Source organism: Sphingobium sp. TomMM35A (assembly GCF_054771735.1).
The window spans coordinates 2,157,032-2,174,224 of record NZ_BSRC01000001.1; the positions used below are offsets into that span (position 1 = coordinate 2,157,032).

Below are 17,193 nucleotides of genomic sequence, written 5' to 3' on the forward strand. Positions count from 1 at the left end.
TCCTATAGCTCGATGGGCCGGTGCCCAACCACGGCAAGGTCATAGCCGTCAAGCGCGATGAGGCTATGGCTGCTATTGGTGAGCAGCACCATGTCGTGCACGCCAAGTTCCGCAAGGATTTGCGCGCCCACGCCATAATCGCGCAGTTCGTCCATGCCGCTGCCCGGCTGGCCCGCATGGTGGCGCAGGATACGCGTCAGGAAATCGGTCGGCGAATTGCTGGTCAGCACGACGATCAGGCCAGCGCCTTCCTTCGCGATGATCTCCATCGACTTGCCCAATATCTCGCAACGGGGACCGCTGGCGCCGTATACATCGTCCAGCAGCGAGAGTTGATGCACGCGCACCAGCGTCGGCTCATCAGGCGAGACATGACCTTTTTGCAGCACCAGCTGCTCGCTCTGCGTTGCCTTGTTGTAGAAGCTGATCGCCTTCCAGTCGCCGCCCCACTTGCTGTTGAAGACGGTTTCGGCCCGCCGCTCGACCATATGGTCATGACGGCGGCGATAGGCGATAAGGTCGCGGATCGTGCCGATCTTCATCTTGTGCTTCTGGGCGAAGGGGATGAGATCATCGAGGCGCGCCATGGTGCCGTCGTCCTTCATCACTTCGCAGATCACACCCGACGGGTTGAGTCCGGCGAGACGCGCCACGTCGACGGCCGCCTCGGTATGGCCGGTGCGCACCAGCACGCCGCCATCCTTTGCGACGAGAGGGAAGACATGGCCGGGCGTCACGATGTCGTCGCGCCCCTTTGACCCGTCGATCGCGACGGAGATGGTGCGCGCGCGGTCGGCGGCGCTGATCCCGGTGGTGACGCCTTCCCGCGCTTCAATTGACACGGTGAAGGCGGTTTCATGCCGCGTGCCGTTGTTGCGGCTCATGAGGTCGATGCCGAGATGATCGACCCGATCCTTGGTCAAGGCCAGGCAGATGAGGCCACGGCCATGGGTCGCCATGAAGTTGATTGCGTCCGGCGTCGCCATTTGCGCTGGGATCACCAGATCGCCTTCATTTTCCCGGTCTTCATCATCGACCAGGATGAACATGCGGCCGTTGCGGGCTTCGTTGATGATCTCTTCCGGCGAGGCGAGGGCGGTGCCACCTTCGCGCCGCGCCAGATAGGTTTCCAGCTTGCCCAAGGTTTCGGCAGTGGGATTCCAGTCGGTTTCGCCCAATCTACGGAGAGAATTGGCATGAAGGCCCGCAGCGCGCGCCAGCCCCGAACGGGACATGCCCCCTTCATTCACCAGGGTGCGGACAGTATCGATAAGAGCGGAAGACATGAGCGACTCCTTGACCAACAGGGTCTTGGAGTGGGTTATCACATCATGATGTGATTTTATCAAGCAGCAATCACATTGCTTGGCGCAGGCTCTGCATCCGATCGAGGTAGCGGGCGAGCACGTCGATCTCCAGATTGAACGAACGGCCGGGGGCCAGAGCGTCCAACGTCGTGGCGGCGGCGGTGTGCGGAATGATGTTGAGGCCGAACTGGACGGAGCCGTCGGGCTGATCTTCGACGCTGTTGACGGTCAGCGAAATGCCATCGACGGTGATCGACCCCTTGGCCGCGAGAGCGGAGGCGAGCGCGGGAGGCGCGGCGATCACCAGCCGGGTCGAATCCCCCTCAGGGGTGGCCGATACCAATGTGCCGACGCCATCGACATGGCCAGTCACGATATGGCCGCCGAGCTCGTCACCCACCTTGAGCGCGCGTTCCAGATTCAGCCTGCCGCCCTGCTGCCAGAGACCGGGCGCGGTGCGATCCACCGTTTCGGCGGACAGATCGACGGCGAACCAGTCAGGCCCCTTCTCCACCACTGTAAGGCAAGCGCCCGAGCAGGCGATCGAGGCGCCGATCGCAACGCTGTCCATGTCATAAGCGGTGCCGATAACGAGGCGAAGGTCTCCCCGCTGTTCGGCGGAGCGGATGGTGCCGATGTCGGTGATGATGCCGGTGAACATGGGTGCGTGATCCTGCTGGTTCGGTGACGCTCCTAAGCGCCGCGCCGCCTTTCGTAAACCTCCAGCCGGTCGTCGCCTAGTTGCCGTGCGTCGGTTAGGGCCCAGCGATGATGCGCCTGAGCGAGGTCCGACAGGCCGATGTCGCCGATGCCGGGCATACCGCCACCGATGATAACAGGCGCGCGGTAGAAGAGCAGACGGTCGACCAAGTCGGCTCGCAGAAACGCCGCTGCGGTTGAAGCGCCACCCTCCACCATCAGATGATCGACATGATTGAGCGCGGCGATCTCTTCGGGCTGCGCGACGGCTTCCCAACCTTCGGGCGCATCGCCGCGCGTCAGCAGCAGGCGGCGGGGAGAGCGATCCTCCAACCCCGGCAGGCGCACATCAAGCCGCGGCGCATCGGCGCGCAGTGTGCCGCCGCCGACAAGGATGGCGTCATGGCGCGCCCGCTCCAGATGCGCATGCGCGCGCGCGGCCTCTCCTGTAATCCAGCGGCTGGACCCTTCCTTCAGCGCGATGCAGCCGTCGAGCGACAGGCCAAGCTTCAGGGTGACGGCGGGGCGGCCCAGCGTCTGGCGCAGGACGAAACCGCGCATGGCCGCAGCAGCCTCCTTCGCCATCACGCCCATTTCGACCTGGATGCCGCGCGCGCGCAGATGCCCTGCGCCCTGCCCATCGGTACGCGGGTCGGGGTCGCGAAGCGCGATCACCACGCGGGCAACGCCTGCTCGTGCCATCAGGTCGGCACAGCGCGGCCCACGGGCGGACAGGTGAAAACAGGGTTCCAGCGTCACATAGGCCGTGGCACCGCGCGCCTGACCCTGCGCCTCTTCCAGAGCCTGCGCTTCGGCATGGGGGCGACCGCCCTTCTGGGTCCAGCCGCGGCCGACGACGACTCCATCGCGAACGATCAGGCAGCCGACATTGGGATTGGGCGTGGACAGGCCCCGGCCACGTTCCGACAGGGCAATGGCCGCTGCCATGAAACGGTGGTCGTCGGCGAGGTCGGCCATCGGGAAACTCAATTCTGGCTGGTCTTGCGCGCGGCCTTTTCCGCCGCTTCCGCCTTGGCCAGCCGCGAATCGAGCTGCGCGTTGATCTGCTTCAAAGCTTCCTTGCGCCTGGCGCTGTTGCGGGCTTCCTCGGTGCGCCAGTCGATGCCGAATGCGTCGGCCCAACCCTGCATCTGCTTTTGCCGCTTTTGCAGCGCCGCTTCGCTTTTCGCGAGGTCGATCTTCTGCTGCAGGATGATGGCGGCGTCCGACCGGCTCGCGTCCCAGCTCTGCACATAGATGATCTTGTTGCGGGTCGGCATGGTGTTGGTGTTGGCGTCGACCATGAACACCCAGATGATGACCCACGTGATCGCCATCGACAGCCCGAGCAGCGGCCATTTATGCGGCCGATTCTCGCGGAAATAGCTCCACAGGTCGCCAAGCGCGCTTTTGGGAGAGACCGGACGGGGGAAAATCGCCATCGCCGCTATATAGGATAGGGCAGCGCCGGATGCAAAGCCGCGCCTTGCATCCGGCGCCGTCAGGCTCACCTGTCGGTCAGCTTGAAATGGACGGTGAGAACCTTTGTTCCTGGCACCGGCACGCCATCGCGAGTCGCGGGGCGAAAACGCCATTTGCGCATCGCATGCCGCTGGGTGGCGATCCAGAAGGCCTCATCGGTCGCAGACAGCCGCTCGATGCCCGTCACCCTGCCGTCCGCGCCTATGCTGACGCGGACGGTGACCGATCCTTCCACGCTTTGCCGGATCATCGAGCCGGGATAATCGGGCTGGAAGGCCGCCATGGCGCGCGGGTCGATGCCGACTTCTGTGACAACGGGTTCACGCCCCGGCTCGATGGGCGGATCAATGAGGGTACTTCCCGCGCCGGTGCCAGCGGTTGTTCCGCCTGTGGGCACTACCGGCCCCTCACCGCTATTGGGCAGCTTCACCAGATCATCGGGATTGGAGGGGATCGGGTCTATGGTCGGTTGGGCCGGAAGCTTGGTCTCGGCGGGCTGCGGCTGGGCTTCGGGCGGCGGCGGCGGATCGAGGGGGATCTGATTGCCGATCAGGATCTGCGGCACATAAGGCGCGATCACCTCCTTGGGCATCAGGATGAAAGCGCCGACCACCAGCGCATGCACCGCGATGGTCGCCCCGATTGCGGCGGGTGATCCCCCGCCACCGCTGTAGCCACGCTGGTGGCCATTTGCCGCATGCATTGCCGATACTGCCATTTCATCCTCCATCCTCAACTTGCGCGGCTTGAGCCGCTGCTGGAAGATGATGTTACATCATATCTAGTGATATGTTGCAACATTATGTTCATGCCGTGGAGGGAACTTGTGCGCTGGCATGCGGCACCTTACCATAGGAGCCATGAAGACATTGCCCGAAGACCCGACCCTGGACGAAGTGCGGGCGTATCTCGCGCCAATCGTGCCGCGCCACGCCGCCTTCGATGGCTGGCGGCCGGAAGCCGTCACCATGGCCGCTTCGGAAGGACGTGTGGATGCCGAGATCGCGCAGCTCGCCTTTCCCGGCGGAGCGATGGACATGATCGACGCCTGGTTTGCGAGCATCGACGCAGGCATGCTGGAGGCGCTCCCGCCGGAAAAGCTGGTCACCATGTCGGTCCGCCAACGCATCGTCGCGTTGATTACGGCGCGGCTGACACTGCTCGCCCGCGACAGGGAGGCGTTACGACGCGCGCTCGCCATCATGGCGCTGCCGCAGAACAGCGTTCGGGCGGCGCGGCTGGGCTGGCGGGCGGCCGATGTCATGTGGCGCGCCGCTGGCGATCACGCCACCGACCTCAATCATTATAGCAAGCGCCTGACGCTGGCGGGCGTCTATGCCGCGACGCTGCTGGTGTTCGTCGATGACGAGAGCGACGATTGGTCGGACAGCCGCGCCTTCCTCGATCGCCGCATCGAAGGCGTAATGCGCTTCGAACGAGCAAAGGCCAAGTGGAAGGGCATCGGCGGCGGGGAAAGGCTGAGCCTTGCCCGCTTCATCGGCAGGCTCCGTTACCCCGCCATCTGACCCCAACGAGGAGGCCGCGATTCCGGCTGGCCTTTTCCTATCTATATTGATAGTCACTCGCAGGTGACTTCAGCGAGCTCTTCTACCTTGCGCCTGACCGAACTGCCGTTGCGCCAGCCAGCCTATGTGGACCTGATCGACTGGGACGCGCTGACCGCGTCGGACGGCCAGCGCTTGCGTGAATTCGGCCTGTGCGAAGGCGCGAGCGTCGAAGCGCTTCACCATGGCGGCCTGCTTGGCCGAGGTCCGATCGCCTGCAAGGTGGGGCGCATGACCATTGCCATGCGGCGCAATCACGCCGCTGCGATCACAGTCCGCACGGGCCCGGCGGACGCCGCATGAGCAGCCTGCCGCTGGTTGCGCTGGTCGGCAACCCCAATGCCGGCAAGAGCGCCCTGTTCAACGCCTTGACCGGCGCGCGGCAGAAACTCGGCAATTATCCGGGCGTGACCGTAGAGCGCAAGGCAGGCAGGCTGTCGCTGTCCGATGGCCGCCCGCTCGAACTGGTCGACCTGCCCGGCACCTACAGCCTCAACCCCACCAGCCCCGATGAGCAGGTGACCCGCGACGTCGTGCTTGGCAAACAGCATGGCGAACGCCTGCCGGATGCGCTGGTTGTGGTCGTGGATGCGTCAAATCTCGACAATCACCTGCGTTTCGCCCTTGAACTGATCGCGCTTGGCCTGCCGACCGTGGTGGCGCTCAATATGGTCGACCTCGCCACCCGCGATGGGCTGGAGTTGGACGCGAATATCCTCTCGCGCGAACTGGGCGTGCCGGTGATCTCGACCGTCGCGGTGCGCAAGCGGGGCCTCGACCATCTGCGGACCGAATTGGACACTCTTTTTGACGGAAGCTCAAAGGCGCGGCCGTCCGCGGCCCCGCTTGGCTTCGACGCATTGCGCAGCGAGGCCCGCAGGATTGCCCGCGCGGCGGTGGTGCGCGAAACGCCGTCCCGCCGGTTGACGGCTGCGGTCGATCGGGTCGCTCTGCATCCCGTCGCCGGGCTGCTGCTGCTGCTGGCGCTGCTGTTCATCATGTTCCAGGCGGTCTATGCCTGGTCGGAAGCGCCCATCGCCATGATCGAAGGGCTGGCGGAAGCGGCCAGCTCGGCAGCAAGCGACGCGCTGCCGGACGGGCTGCTACGGTCCTTCCTGGTGGATGGCGTCATCAATGGCGTGGGATCGGTCGTCGTCTTCCTGCCGCAGATCCTGATCCTCTTCTTCTTCATCCTGATGCTGGAAGCGACCGGCTATATGGTTCGCGCCGCATTCCTGATGGATGGCCTGATGGCGCGCGTCGGCCTGTCGGGCCGCGCCTTCATTCCACTGCTTTCATCCTTCGCCTGCGCCGTGCCCGGGATCATGGCGACGCGCACCATTTCCGATCCCAAGGATCGTCTGACGACCATATTGATTGCGCCGCTCATGACCTGCTCGGCCCGGCTGCCGGTCTATGCGGTCATCATCGGCGCTTTCATTCCGGCGCGGAATGTAGGTCTGGGCATCGGCCTTCAGGGCCTCGTCCTCTTCTGCCTGTATATTGCCGGAATTATCGGTGCGATGCTGGTGGCGCTGGTGCTGCGCCTTACGGTAACAAAGGGCGCAAGCGGCGGATTCCTGATGGAAATGCCGAAATATCAATGGCCGCGCCCCCAGGACATCGTGCTGGGACTGTGGCAGCGCGCGATCATCTTCCTCAAGCGCGCGGGCACGATCATCTTCGCGTCCACGGTGATCCTCTGGTTGCTGCTGAGCTTTCCCAAGGCGCCGGAAGACAGCGCCGTCAGCCAGGTGAATTATTCGGTCGCCGGGCGGATCGCCAACGGGCTCAACGTCGTGCTGGAGCCGATCGGCTTCAACCGCGACATTTCCCTGGCGCTGATCCCGGCGATGGCGGCGCGCGAAGTGGCGGTATCGGCGCTGGCGACCGTCTACTCGCTTGATGCCGACGAGGATGAGGCAAAGCTGGAGCGGAGCCTAGGCGACAGGCTGAAGGACAATTGGCCGCTGCCCACTGCGCTGGCGTTCCTCGCCTGGTTCGTCTTCGCGCCGCAGTGCATTTCGACGATCGCGGTGACCAAACGCGAAACCAATGGATGGAAGTGGCCGCTGTTCATGATCGGCTATCTTTTCGCGCTTGCCTACGCCGCTGCTGGGGTAACTTTCTGGACGGCAACCGCCATCGGTTTAGGGTAGCGTCCGCAGGCCAGCCGACTATAAGAACCTCCAAAGTATCGGAGGAAATATGGCGGGTTCGGTCAACAAGGTCATTCTGGTCGGCAATCTGGGCGCCGACCCGGAGGTGAAGAGCTTCCAGAATGGCGGCAAGGTGTGCAACCTTCGCATCGCTACGTCCGAAAGCTGGAAGGACCGCATGTCGGGCGAGCGCAAGGAGCGCACCGAATGGCACAGCGTCTCGATCTTTTCCGAAGGACTGGCGGGCGTCGCCGAGCGGTTCCTGCGCAAGGGTTCGAAGGTCTATGTCGAGGGCCAGCTGCGCACGCGCAAGTGGCAGGACCAGTCGGGCAATGACCGCTACACCACCGAAGTCGTGCTTCAGGGTCCGGGCGCGGTGCTGACCATGCTGGACGGCGCGCCGGGTGGTGGCCAGGGCGGCGGGCGCTCGCAAGGCGGCGGCAGTGACTGGGGCGCCAGCGCTGGCGGCTTTGGCGGCGATTATGATGATTTCGGCGGTGGTGGCAGCGGCGGCGGCTTTGGCGGCGGCAGCGGCGGCCGCTCATCAGGCGGCGGGCGCGGCGGCGCGGGCGGGCCGAATTTCGACAATGATCTGGATGATGAAGTGCCGTTCTGAGGGTTTTGTTTTGGCACGAGGTAGAGGGCGGCTCTGAGAGGGCCGCCTTTTTTATGTCGCTAAATCAGCTGGTGGGGCGACCAAAACATGTTCCCCTCCCGCACGCGTTCAAACGAGGCGCGTGACTCGTTTGGAGGGTTAGGGGTGGGCGCGAGCGGAGCGAGCTTTTGCGTTACCTCAGCCAAGACGGACGTTGCGCTGGCCCACCCCCGGCCCCTCCCGCTTGCGGGAGGGGAGATGAGGAATGGGGCCAGCTTTTTCCGCCAAGGCCGTTAGGCAGCAGCGGCGATCGTCGTTGCGCCCAGTTCGGCTAGGGCGAATTCACGGATATGTTCGCCAAGGTCCTCGCGTTCCAGCGCGAGTGCCAGGTTGGCTTCGATATAGCCCGCCTTTGACCCGCAGTCGAAGCGACGGCCATCGAAGGTCACGCCGTGGAAGGGCTGTTGCCCGATCATCGAAGCCATGGCGTCGGTCAGCTGGATCTCGCCGCCCGCGCCCTTTTCCTGTGTGGCGAGGATCTTCATGACCTCTGGCTGCAGGATATAACGGCCCGGCAGGATGAGGTTGGACGGCGCGGTGCCGGGCGCGGGCTTTTCAACGAGACCCTTAACTTCGGTGAGCGGGCCATTGCGTTCGCCCGGATCGATCACGCCATAGCTTGGGGTGTCGGCCATCGGCACTTCCAGCGCGCAGACGAGATTGCCGCCCACCTGATCATAGGCTTCGACCATCTGCTTGAGGCAGCCACGGCCGGGAGCACCCTTCATGAACTCGTCGGGCAACAGGATAGCGAAGGGTTCATCGCCGACGATGTCGCGCGCGCACCAGATGGCGTGGCCGAGGCCGAGCGGTTCCTGCTGGCGCAGGAAGACCGCGTTGCCCGGTGCCAGGCGCGTGCCGTCAAGGGCGGACAGGTCCTTGCCGCGCTCCCGCTGGGTCGCTTCGGCTTCGAAGGCCATGTCGAAATAATCCTCGATCGCGCCCTTGCCGCGCCCGGTGATGAAGATCATCTGCTCGATCCCCGCCTCGCGCGCTTCGTCGACGGCATATTGGATCAGCGGGCGATCGACGACCGGCAGCAATTCCTTGGGCACCGACTTGGTGGCAGGCAGGAAGCGCGTGCCGAGGCCTGCGACAGGAAACACGGCTTTGCGTATCGGCTTGTAGGGCATGGTACTCCATTCTCGCTAGACGCGCGGACAGGCTTCGCCCTCCACGCGTCAAAGGTCAAGCATAGCGGGAGGATTACCTCGCCCGGTCAGACGGCCAGCAGGCGCTGCGCCACCGTTTCGAGCGAAGAGATCTCCGCATCGAGGTGATCAAGCGAGACATGCGTGTGATTGTTCCGCGCGTCGCGGCAGGTAAAGCCGCCGGGCGCTGGCTGCTGAAAGCCGCCAATGATGAGCGACCGGAAGCGATCGATCCTTTGCATGTGCCGCTCGATATCCGAAATCTCCGTCAAGGCGCTGGCGTTGCGCTTGTCACGCATCGCCACCATCGTGCGGAGTTCCGTCATCAGTTTCGCCATTCCAGGGCGCGTCCGGGTGCCGACGGTTCGCACGTCACCCATGGCTTCCCGCATCATGGCGATTTTCGCCTCCAGACTCTGCTCCAGCATCGTCCAGGCACAGACCAGACGACCCACGGCACAGAGCAGCGCCGCGTCCTCCGGCGCATATTCAGACACCGCCCTCACTTTTATCTCAGCTATATGATTCACGACCCGCCCCCGGCTTGTTTTCTTCCTTATGCCCGCATGAATCCTGCACAAAAACAGGCGGTAAAGGCTAGAGGCGGAGGTGCACATCGCCCGCAAGGAGGGCACAGGCCAGCGGAAGACGTGCAGAATCAGCGATGAACCGATCAAATGTGATCAGCCGGGTTCAAAAATCGATCGCGATCCCCTTGCGCTCCCAGTCGCCGTATCGGACCGGGCTCAGTTCCTCGTCATGGCGCGAGGGTCGATCCAGGGGATCGGACTGAGGCACCGGTGGACTCTTCGACAGGTGCTCAGGCGGCTTCACATGCGCGGGGCGCTTGCCGTTATAGGTTCCCATGTCCAAAAGCCTTTCGATTGTGGCGCCGTGTCGGCAACCCCATATTCATGCATGGCCTGCTATCTGGGCCGCAAAGGAGTGGAAGACAAGTGAGCGGTTTCAAGACGGTGATGCTGTTGTCGGCGCTGACGGCGCTGTTCATGGCTCTGGGCTATACGCTGGGCGGCAGCGGCGGGGCGATGATCGCGCTGCTGGTGGCGGCGGGCATGAACCTGTTCACCTTCTGGAATGCCGACAAGATCGTCCTGTCGATGCACAATGCGCGGGAGGTGGATGCTGAGAGCGCTCCGGAATTTTACGGGCTGGTGCGCGATCTGGCGCAGCGGGCGAAGCTGCCCATGCCGCGCGTCTACCTGATCGACGAACCGCACCCGAACGCTTTCGCTACGGGCCGCAATCCCGAGCATGCCGCCGTGGCAGCGACGACTGGCCTGCTGTCGATGCTGAGCCGCGATGAGGTTGCGGGCGTGATGGCGCATGAGCTTGCCCATGTGAAGAATCGCGACACGCTGATCATGACCATGGTCGCGACGATCGCGGGCGCGGTGTCGATGCTCGCCAATTTCGGCCTGTTCTTCCGCGGCGGTAATGAGGAGAATGGGCATGGCAACATGCTGGCGACACTGATGGCGGTGATCGTCGCGCCCTTTGCCGCAATGATCGTTCAGATGGCGATCAGCCGCACGCGTGAATATGGCGCTGACGCCGCCGGAGCGGAAATCAGCGGCAACCCGCGCGCGTTGGCGTCGGCGCTTGCAAAGATTTCCGGCAAGGCGGAGATGATCCCCAACCATGTGGCTGAACGCAATCCGGCCGCAGCCCAGCTCTATATCGTTCCCGTACATGTCAGCGAGCTGTTCTCCACCCATCCGGCTACGGAGAAGCGCATCGCCGCCCTGGAGGAGATGGCGGGAGGCATGGCTATTCCCGCTCCTTCAGCCCCGCGCGCGTCGGCATTGAGCCCCGTGGCGACGCCCAAGCGTCGACGGTCGAGCGCGCTTGATCCACTGGGGCGGAATTGAGGTCTTGATTTTGCCGTCATGCCAGCGAAGGCTGGCATCTCATGCAGCTGCGCATAGAGGCCTGAGATCCCAGCTTTCGCTGGGATGACGAATGTGGCGGGGGCGAGCATTGAAGGGCCATGACTTTCCCATGGCAATTAGCGTAAGGCGCTCGCCATGGCTCGCCCTCCCCGCCCCGCAGATATTCCCGGCCTTCCTGCACGCCGCGCCGCTTTGCGGCTGCTCGACGCCGTCCTGCGCCGGGGCGACCCGCTGGAGCTGGCGTTGCATGGCGCGGCGCAGGGGCTCCCCGCAGCCGATCGCGCACTTGTCCATGCCATCGCCGCAGAAACGCTGCGCCGTCTGCCCGACCTAGACGCGCTGATCGACGGCGCGACTCGTCAGCCGCTGCCGAATGATGCGAAAGCGCGCATGGTGCTACGGATCGCCCTTATTCAGGTGCTCGCGCTTGGCACGGCGCCGCATGCCGCCATCGCGACTGCCCTGCCGCTGGTGGATGGCGGGCCGCGCAAGCTGGTGCATGGCGTATTCGGCACAGTGACTCGCGCCGCGTCCGCTCTGCCGGACCCGCCTACCCTGCCTGAAGAGGTCGCCGCGCGGTGGGAAGCGCAGTGGGGAGGCGACATGCCCGCCGCTGCGGCAAGCGCCTATGGCGTGCGTCCGCCCGTGGACGTCAGCCTGCGCCACCCGGCAGAGACGGCGGACTGGGCCGAAAAGCTGGGCGGCGAAAGCTTCGCTCTTGGTCATGTCCGCCTGCCCGATCATGCATCGGTGACGGAGTTGCCCGGCTTTGCAGAAGGCGCATGGTGGGTTCAGGATCTCGCGGCGTCCTGCCCCGCCCGCCTGCTCGGAACAGGCGAAGGCCGCATCGTGCTGGACCTTTGCGCCGCGCCCGGTGGCAAGACGATGCAGCTGGCCGCCGCGGGGTGGCAAGTGACGGCGCTGGATCAATCGAAGAAGCGCCTGGAACGGCTGAGCGAGAATCTGGCACGCACGGCGCTGGCCGCTACGATCGTGCAAGCCGACCTGCGCCAATGGGAACCTAAACGCCAAGTCGACGCCATCCTGCTCGACGCCCCCTGCACCGCCACCGGCATCTATCGCCGCCATCCCGACGTGCTGCACCGCATCGGTCCGCGCCAGATCGCCGAGTTGGCAGAGCTGCAGGCCGAACTGCTGAGCCGCGCTGCCCAATGGCTGAAGCCTGGCGGGACCCTGATCTACGCCACCTGCTCGCTCGAAAAGGCGGAGGGCGAGGAGCAGCTGGAGGCATTTCTGCGTCAAAACCCCGGCTTCAGCCTTCAGCCAGCACAACAAGGCGAATTGCCGCAGGGCATTTGTCCCGATCCGGAGGGTTGGCTGCGCACTTTGCCCGACACATTGGCCGACAAGGGTGGCACGGATGGCTTTTTCGTTGCCCGCCTTGCTCGCGCGGCACAATGAACTAAGATCAGGGAACGTCAGAAAGGCCACGCTTGCGCCCGACCGAGCCCCTCCCCCTGCACCATAGTTGGCCGCTCTACGATCTGCGCCAGCATCTTGCGTCAGTGTCCCTGGATGATCGCACCGCACGCGACGATCAGGCGCTGGCAGAGCGCGGGATCGGGCTGTGGCATTGCGATCTCAGCGACAACAGCCTGTCGTGGACCAGCGGCGTCTATGACCTGTTCGGCATAGAAAGGGGCGTCGCCGTTCCGCGCCCGCTTGCCACTTCGCTTTACCAGCCGGATTCGCGCGAGGCGATGGAGCAGCTGCGCGCCTACGCCATCCGTCATCGGCGCGGCTTCACCCTGGACGTGGATATTCGCCCGTTGGATGGCAGCGAATGCACGGTGCGCCTTATCGCCGCGCCAATCCTGGAAGGCACGCGCGTCATCGGCCTGCACGGCGTCAAACAGTTTCTCCCGCGCGGCTCGGCGGGTTCCTGCGGCCTTGACCCCACCATTTTCATCCTGCCCTGAAATCCTTGGCCATACCCGCCGCAAAAGCCTGTGGATAAGGTCGAACTGCAGCGTTGCCCTTGATCCGTGGCGCGGCTAGAGCCGACTGTTGATGACCAGCCCGATCCTTATCTCGCCCTCCATCCTGTCCGCCGACTTCGCCCGCCTGGGCGAGGAGGTCCGCGCGATCGACGAAGCGGGTTGCGACTGGATTCATATCGATGTGATGGACGGCCATTTCGTGCCCAACATCACCATCGGCCCGGCCGTGGTGAAGGCGCTGCGCCCCCACAGCAAGAAGCCGTTCGACGTGCATCTGATGATCTCTCCGGTGGATCAGTATCTGGATGCCTTCGCGCAGGCAGGTGCCGACATCCTGACCGTCCATCCGGAAGCTGGGCCGCATATCCACCGCTCCATCCAGCACATCAAGTCATTGGGCGTACAGGCTGGCGTGGTGCTCAATCCCGGCACCCCGGCCAAGATGCTCGACTATCTGATCGATGATGTCGATCTGATCCTGGTGATGAGCGTCAATCCCGGCTTCGGCGGGCAGAGCTTCATCGAGAATCAGCTGCGCAAGATCGAGGCGATCCGCAAGATGATCGACAAGAGCGGGCGCGACATCCGCCTGCAGGTCGACGGCGGCATCGACTTCACCACGGCGCCGCGCGCGATTGAGGCGGGCGCGGATGTGCTGGTCGCGGGCACCGCCACATTCCGTGGCGGGCCTTCCGCCTATGCCGACAATATCCGGAAGCTCAAGGGCGGGTGAGCGACAGGCGGCGCATCCCCAGCCCTTCGCTTGCGGATACGGCGGAATCAGAACCAGCCGAAAACGGGATCGAACAGGGCAAGCGGCTCATCCGCGTGGCGGATGACAAAGGCCTGTCGCTGGCCCAGCGGATCGCCAACCGCTTTTACCTAATGAGCTGGAAGACGCCGATCCACGGTCGGCGGCTGAAGGGAAAATATCCGCTCAAGCTGCTCGCTGTGCCCGATGATGAAATTCCGGGCGATGCGAAGGCGGGGCAGGCCATCCGCGCCGGTTATTTCCTGTTCCGTGGACTGAAGCAGCCGCTCAACACGCTGGATTTCGACCGGCTGAGCGTCGTGCCAGCATTTGCCGATTATCTGCACAGCTTCGCCTGGCTGCGCGACCTGTCGTCGGCCGCCACGCGCGAACAGGGTGCGCCCGTCGCGGAAGGCGTGCTGCGCAAATGGCTGGAGGCGCATGCCGAAACGCCGAGCGAACCGGCCTGGCGCGCGGACAATGCGGGCTGGCGGCTGCTCTTCTGGTCGGCCCATGCGCCGCTCATCCTGTCATCCAGCGACCTGGTCTATCGATCGCTGGTGCTGAACTGTATCGCGCGGACGGCGCGGCATCTGGATCGCGGCGCGGACAAGGCACCGCTCGGTCTGCCTCGCCTGGTCGCCTGGGGCGGCATCGTCGCCGCCTCCATGCTGCTGCCCGGTGGCGCGGCACGGAAGATTTTCGGGGAAGCAGGCCTCAAGCGCGCGATCGACAATGCGGTGCATGGCGATGGCGGTATCGTGTCGCGATCGCCGCTGGATCAGCAGGGCGCCATCATGCTGCTTTCCATGGTGCGCGCCGTCTATGACGTGCGCCGGGAACAGGTGCCGCCTTTCTTGACCGAAGCGCTGGGGCGGATGGTGCCCGCCCTGCTTGGCCTCGCCCATGGCGATGGCGGGCTGGGCAGCTGGCAGGGTGCGGGTGCTATCGATCCCTCCACGGTCGAAGCGGTGATCCGCGCGAGTCGGGTGCGCGCGCGACCGCTGCGGCAGGCGAATGATTGGGGGTATCAGCGGCTGGTCGCGGGCCCTACCATCGTTCAGATCGACGCCGCGCCGCCGCCCGTGGCGCGTTTGGCAGCGGCGGGATGCGCCTCCACCACCGCGATCGAGATCAGCGATGGGCCGCAGCGGCTGATCGTCAATTGCGGCGGCGCGGCGCTGGAGGGCGCGTGGATGCCCGATGGGCTGGCGCAAGGGCTTAGAACTACAGCTGCGCACAGCACGCTGGTGCTGAACGATACCAATTCCACCGCTCTGATGCCGGATGGCACATTGGGCCGCGGCGTTACTGAGGTCGAACTTCACCGGCAGGAGCAGGAAAGCGGCAGTCGCATAGAGATCAGCCATGATGGCTATGTCCGCCGCATGGGCTATGTCCATCGCCGCCTGCTGCTCGTCAGCATCGATGGCCGGGAAATCCGGGGCGAGGATTTGCTGACCCCCGCCGCCCGCCGCCGCAGGCCAGTGAAGCTGCCCGCGCAGTTGCGCTTCCATCTTGCGCCGCTGGTCGAGCCCACCGCGACCGCCGACGGCATGGGTGCGCTGTTGCGGATCGAAATGGGGCCGATCTGGCAGTTCCGCGCCAATGCGGGGAAGCTCGCGATCGAGGAAAGCCTGTGGGTCGATGGAGAGGGCCGCCCGCACGAAACCCGCCAGCTGGTCATCACTGCCGAAGCGCTGCCGGGCGGATCGACCATCGGCTGGCTCTTCAAGCGGATGAGCTAAGGCTCTTAACATCCAATCCTTTCCTTGCCGCATTGGCCCGGCAGGACTAGAGGGCTGCGGCAAGCCTGAGCGGCACCCGAACAGCAGGAAGCATCATGTCAGACGTCACCATCAAACGCGCCCTCCTTTCCGTGTCGGACAAGTCCGGCCTGGTCGAATTGGGCCAGGCGCTGGGCAAACATGGCGTCGAACTGGTGTCCACCGGCGGCACGGCCAAGGCTCTGCGCGATGCCGGGTTGGAGGTGAAGGATATTTCGGACCTCACCGACTTTCCCGAAATGATGGATGGGCGCGTCAAGACGCTGCACCCGAAGGTTCATGGCGGCCTGCTCGCCGTGCGCAACAATCCCGACCATGTCGCCTCGATGCAGGAGCATGAGATTGGCGCGATCGACCTCGTCATCGTCAACCTCTATCCGTTCGCCGCCACGGTCGCCAAGGGGGCAGAGCGCGAAGAGATTATCGAGAATATCGATATCGGCGGCCCCTCCATGGTTCGCTCCGCCGCGAAGAATCATGAAAGCGTCGCCATCGTCACCGATCCGGCCGACTATGCCCGCCTGATCGCGGAGATGGCGGAAAAGGGCGGCGCGACCAGCTATGATTTCCGCCGTATGCTGGCGGCCAAGGCCTATGCCTCCACCGCCGCCTATGATTCTATGATCGCCAGCTGGTTTGCCTTTGCGGATCAGGGCGTCGATTTCCCCGAGACCTTGGCGGTGTCGAGCAAGCTCGGATCGAGCCTGCGCTATGGCGAGAATCCGCACCAGTCCGCCGCGCTCTATCTGCCTGTCGGCCCGTCAGCCAACGGCATTGCTCAGGCCAAGCAGATCCAGGGCAAGGAGCTGAGCTACAATAATTATAATGACGCCGACGCGGCGCTTGAGCTGGTCAGCGAGTTCCGTGATGGCCCGCCGACAGTGGTGATCGTGAAGCACGCCAATCCCTGTGGCGTGGCTACCGGCAACACGTTGATCGAAGCCTATGAAGCGGCGCTTGCCTGCGACAGCGTATCGGCCTTTGGCGGCATCATCGCCGTAAACCGTCCGCTCGACGGGCCTACGGCCGAGGCGATCAGCGGCATCTTCACCGAAGTGGTCGCGGCACCCGACGCCGATGACGATGCGAAGGCGATCTTTGCGAAGAAGAAGAACCTTCGCCTGCTGCTGACCGGCGAGTTGCCCGACCCCGCCCGCACTGGCCTGATGATGAAGAGCATCGCTGGCGGGCTGCTCGTGCAGAGCCGCGACAATGGCCGCATCACGCGCGACCAGTTGAAGGTCGTTACCAAGCGCGCGCCCACTGATCAGGAATTGAATGACTGCCTGTTCGCCTGGACCGTCGCAAAGCATGTGAAATCCAACGCCATCGTCTATGCCAAGGGCAACAGCACCGCAGGCATCGGTGCGGGGCAGATGAATCGCCTGGAGTCCGCTCGCATCGCGGCGTGGAAGGCCAAGGATGCCGCTGAAAAGGCAGGGTGGAGCGAAGCCCGCACCATCGGCTCGGCAGTCGCGTCCGACGCCTTCTTCCCCTTCGCTGACGGCCTCCTCGCCGCAGTCGAGGCTGGCGCTACAGCCGTGATCCAGCCGGGCGGATCCATCCGGGACGAGGAAGTCATCGCGGCGGCGGATGAGGCGGGGCTGGCCATGCTATTCACCGGCATGCGGCACTTCCGCCACTGACTCTGTCATGCGGATGCGAGAGGGCGCACATTCCTTTCGCATCCGCAAAAATAGCTGATTTCTGCCACTTTCAACCAAGTGGCCTCTTCCCAATGCCTTGCGCACATCCTATTTTCCAGC

The 17,193-nt window shown here is 64.4% G+C and carries 18 protein-coding genes; 10 read left to right on the forward strand and 8 right to left on the reverse strand.

The features are described 5' to 3' along the window. Window positions 1–2: 2 nt before the first annotated feature. From ribB to ACYU8T_RS10880, 5 genes are all read right to left on the reverse strand, one after another. Window positions 3–1,286, reverse strand: a complete 1,284-nt coding sequence (ribB, locus tag ACYU8T_RS10860) for a 3,4-dihydroxy-2-butanone-4-phosphate synthase (RefSeq protein WP_461159433.1) — start codon at window positions 1,284–1,286, stop codon at window positions 3–5. Window positions 1,287–1,356: 70 nt separating this feature from the next. Next, window positions 1,357–1,968, reverse strand: coding sequence for a riboflavin synthase (locus ACYU8T_RS10865; protein ID WP_461159434.1), 612 nt, complete (start codon window positions 1,966–1,968; stop codon window positions 1,357–1,359). Between the two features lie 32 nt (window positions 1,969–2,000). Next, window positions 2,001–2,984, reverse strand: a complete 984-nt coding sequence (gene ribD / locus ACYU8T_RS10870; RefSeq protein WP_461159435.1) for a bifunctional diaminohydroxyphosphoribosylaminopyrimidine deaminase/5-amino-6-(5-phosphoribosylamino)uracil reductase RibD — start codon at window positions 2,982–2,984, stop codon at window positions 2,001–2,003. An 8-nt stretch (window positions 2,985–2,992) separates the two neighbouring features. Continuing rightward, window positions 2,993–3,448 carry a hypothetical protein gene (locus tag ACYU8T_RS10875; RefSeq protein WP_461159798.1) on the reverse strand — a complete coding sequence of 152 codons (456 nt, stop codon included), beginning with the start codon at window positions 3,446–3,448 and terminating at the stop codon, window positions 2,993–2,995. A gap of 65 nt (window positions 3,449–3,513) precedes the next feature. Further along, on the reverse strand, window positions 3,514–4,206 hold the full coding sequence (locus ACYU8T_RS10880; protein WP_461159436.1) for an energy transducer TonB: 693 nt from the start codon (window positions 4,204–4,206) through the stop codon (window positions 3,514–3,516). Between the two features lie 142 nt (window positions 4,207–4,348). Here ACYU8T_RS10880 and ACYU8T_RS10885 point away from each other — a divergent pair, with 142 nt between their 5' ends. The 4 genes from ACYU8T_RS10885 (at window position 4,349) to ssb (ending at window position 7,828) form a co-directional block, all read left to right on the forward strand. Beyond that, a complete protein-coding gene (locus tag ACYU8T_RS10885) occupies window positions 4,349–5,014 on the forward strand; it encodes a COQ9 family protein (RefSeq protein ID WP_461159437.1) in 666 nt (221 codons plus the stop codon). A gap of 87 nt (window positions 5,015–5,101) precedes the next feature. Further along, window positions 5,102–5,356 carry a FeoA family protein gene (locus ACYU8T_RS10890; RefSeq protein WP_201515939.1) on the forward strand — a complete coding sequence of 85 codons (255 nt, stop codon included), beginning with the start codon at window positions 5,102–5,104 and terminating at the stop codon, window positions 5,354–5,356. Beyond that, window positions 5,353–7,212: a ferrous iron transporter B gene (gene feoB / locus ACYU8T_RS10895; protein WP_461159438.1), complete on the forward strand. Its 1,860-nt coding sequence runs from the start codon at window positions 5,353–5,355 to the stop codon at window positions 7,210–7,212. Before ACYU8T_RS10890 ends, feoB begins: the two co-directional genes overlap by 4 nt. 49 nt (window positions 7,213–7,261) lie before the next feature. Then, entirely contained in the window at window positions 7,262–7,828 is a 567-nt protein-coding gene (gene ssb / locus ACYU8T_RS10900; protein WP_461159439.1) for a single-stranded DNA-binding protein, read from the forward strand. A gap of 272 nt (window positions 7,829–8,100) precedes the next feature. Here the strand turns inward: ssb and ACYU8T_RS10905 are convergent, their stop codons facing one another. From ACYU8T_RS10905 to ACYU8T_RS10915, 3 genes are all read right to left on the reverse strand, one after another. Continuing rightward, window positions 8,101–9,000 carry a UTP--glucose-1-phosphate uridylyltransferase gene (locus ACYU8T_RS10905; RefSeq protein WP_097093832.1) on the reverse strand — a complete coding sequence of 300 codons (900 nt, stop codon included), beginning with the start codon at window positions 8,998–9,000 and terminating at the stop codon, window positions 8,101–8,103. Window positions 9,001–9,086: 86 nt separating this feature from the next. After that, entirely contained in the window at window positions 9,087–9,515 is a 429-nt protein-coding gene (locus ACYU8T_RS10910) for a hypothetical protein (RefSeq protein WP_097093833.1), read from the reverse strand. Window positions 9,516–9,711: 196 nt separating this feature from the next. Then, window positions 9,712–9,885, reverse strand: a complete 174-nt coding sequence (locus ACYU8T_RS10915) for a DUF1674 domain-containing protein (RefSeq protein ID WP_461159440.1) — start codon at window positions 9,883–9,885, stop codon at window positions 9,712–9,714. A gap of 47 nt (window positions 9,886–9,932) precedes the next feature. Here ACYU8T_RS10915 and htpX point away from each other — a divergent pair, with 47 nt between their 5' ends. From htpX to purH, 6 genes are all read left to right on the forward strand, one after another. Beyond that, window positions 9,933–10,907 carry a zinc metalloprotease HtpX gene (htpX, locus tag ACYU8T_RS10920; protein ID WP_461159441.1) on the forward strand — a complete coding sequence of 325 codons (975 nt, stop codon included), beginning with the start codon at window positions 9,933–9,935 and terminating at the stop codon, window positions 10,905–10,907. A gap of 156 nt (window positions 10,908–11,063) precedes the next feature. Continuing rightward, window positions 11,064–12,350: an RsmB/NOP family class I SAM-dependent RNA methyltransferase gene (locus ACYU8T_RS10925; RefSeq protein ID WP_461159442.1), complete on the forward strand. Its 1,287-nt coding sequence runs from the start codon at window positions 11,064–11,066 to the stop codon at window positions 12,348–12,350. Window positions 12,351–12,382: 32 nt separating this feature from the next. Then, entirely contained in the window at window positions 12,383–12,868 is a 486-nt protein-coding gene (locus ACYU8T_RS10930; protein WP_201515853.1) for a diguanylate cyclase, read from the forward strand. A 91-nt stretch (window positions 12,869–12,959) separates the two neighbouring features. Beyond that, the gene (rpe, locus tag ACYU8T_RS10935; protein ID WP_097092555.1) at window positions 12,960–13,622 is read left to right on the forward strand and encodes a ribulose-phosphate 3-epimerase; all 663 of its coding nucleotides are present in this window, start codon (window positions 12,960–12,962) and stop codon (window positions 13,620–13,622) included. Next, window positions 13,619–15,388, forward strand: coding sequence for a heparinase II/III family protein (locus ACYU8T_RS10940; RefSeq protein WP_461159443.1), 1,770 nt, complete (start codon window positions 13,619–13,621; stop codon window positions 15,386–15,388). The genes rpe and ACYU8T_RS10940 overlap by 4 nt, the downstream gene beginning before the upstream one ends. 95 nt (window positions 15,389–15,483) lie before the next feature. Beyond that, a complete protein-coding gene (gene purH, locus ACYU8T_RS10945; RefSeq protein ID WP_461159444.1) occupies window positions 15,484–17,073 on the forward strand; it encodes a bifunctional phosphoribosylaminoimidazolecarboxamide formyltransferase/IMP cyclohydrolase in 1,590 nt (529 codons plus the stop codon). The last annotated feature ends 120 nt before the right edge of the window (window positions 17,074–17,193 follow it).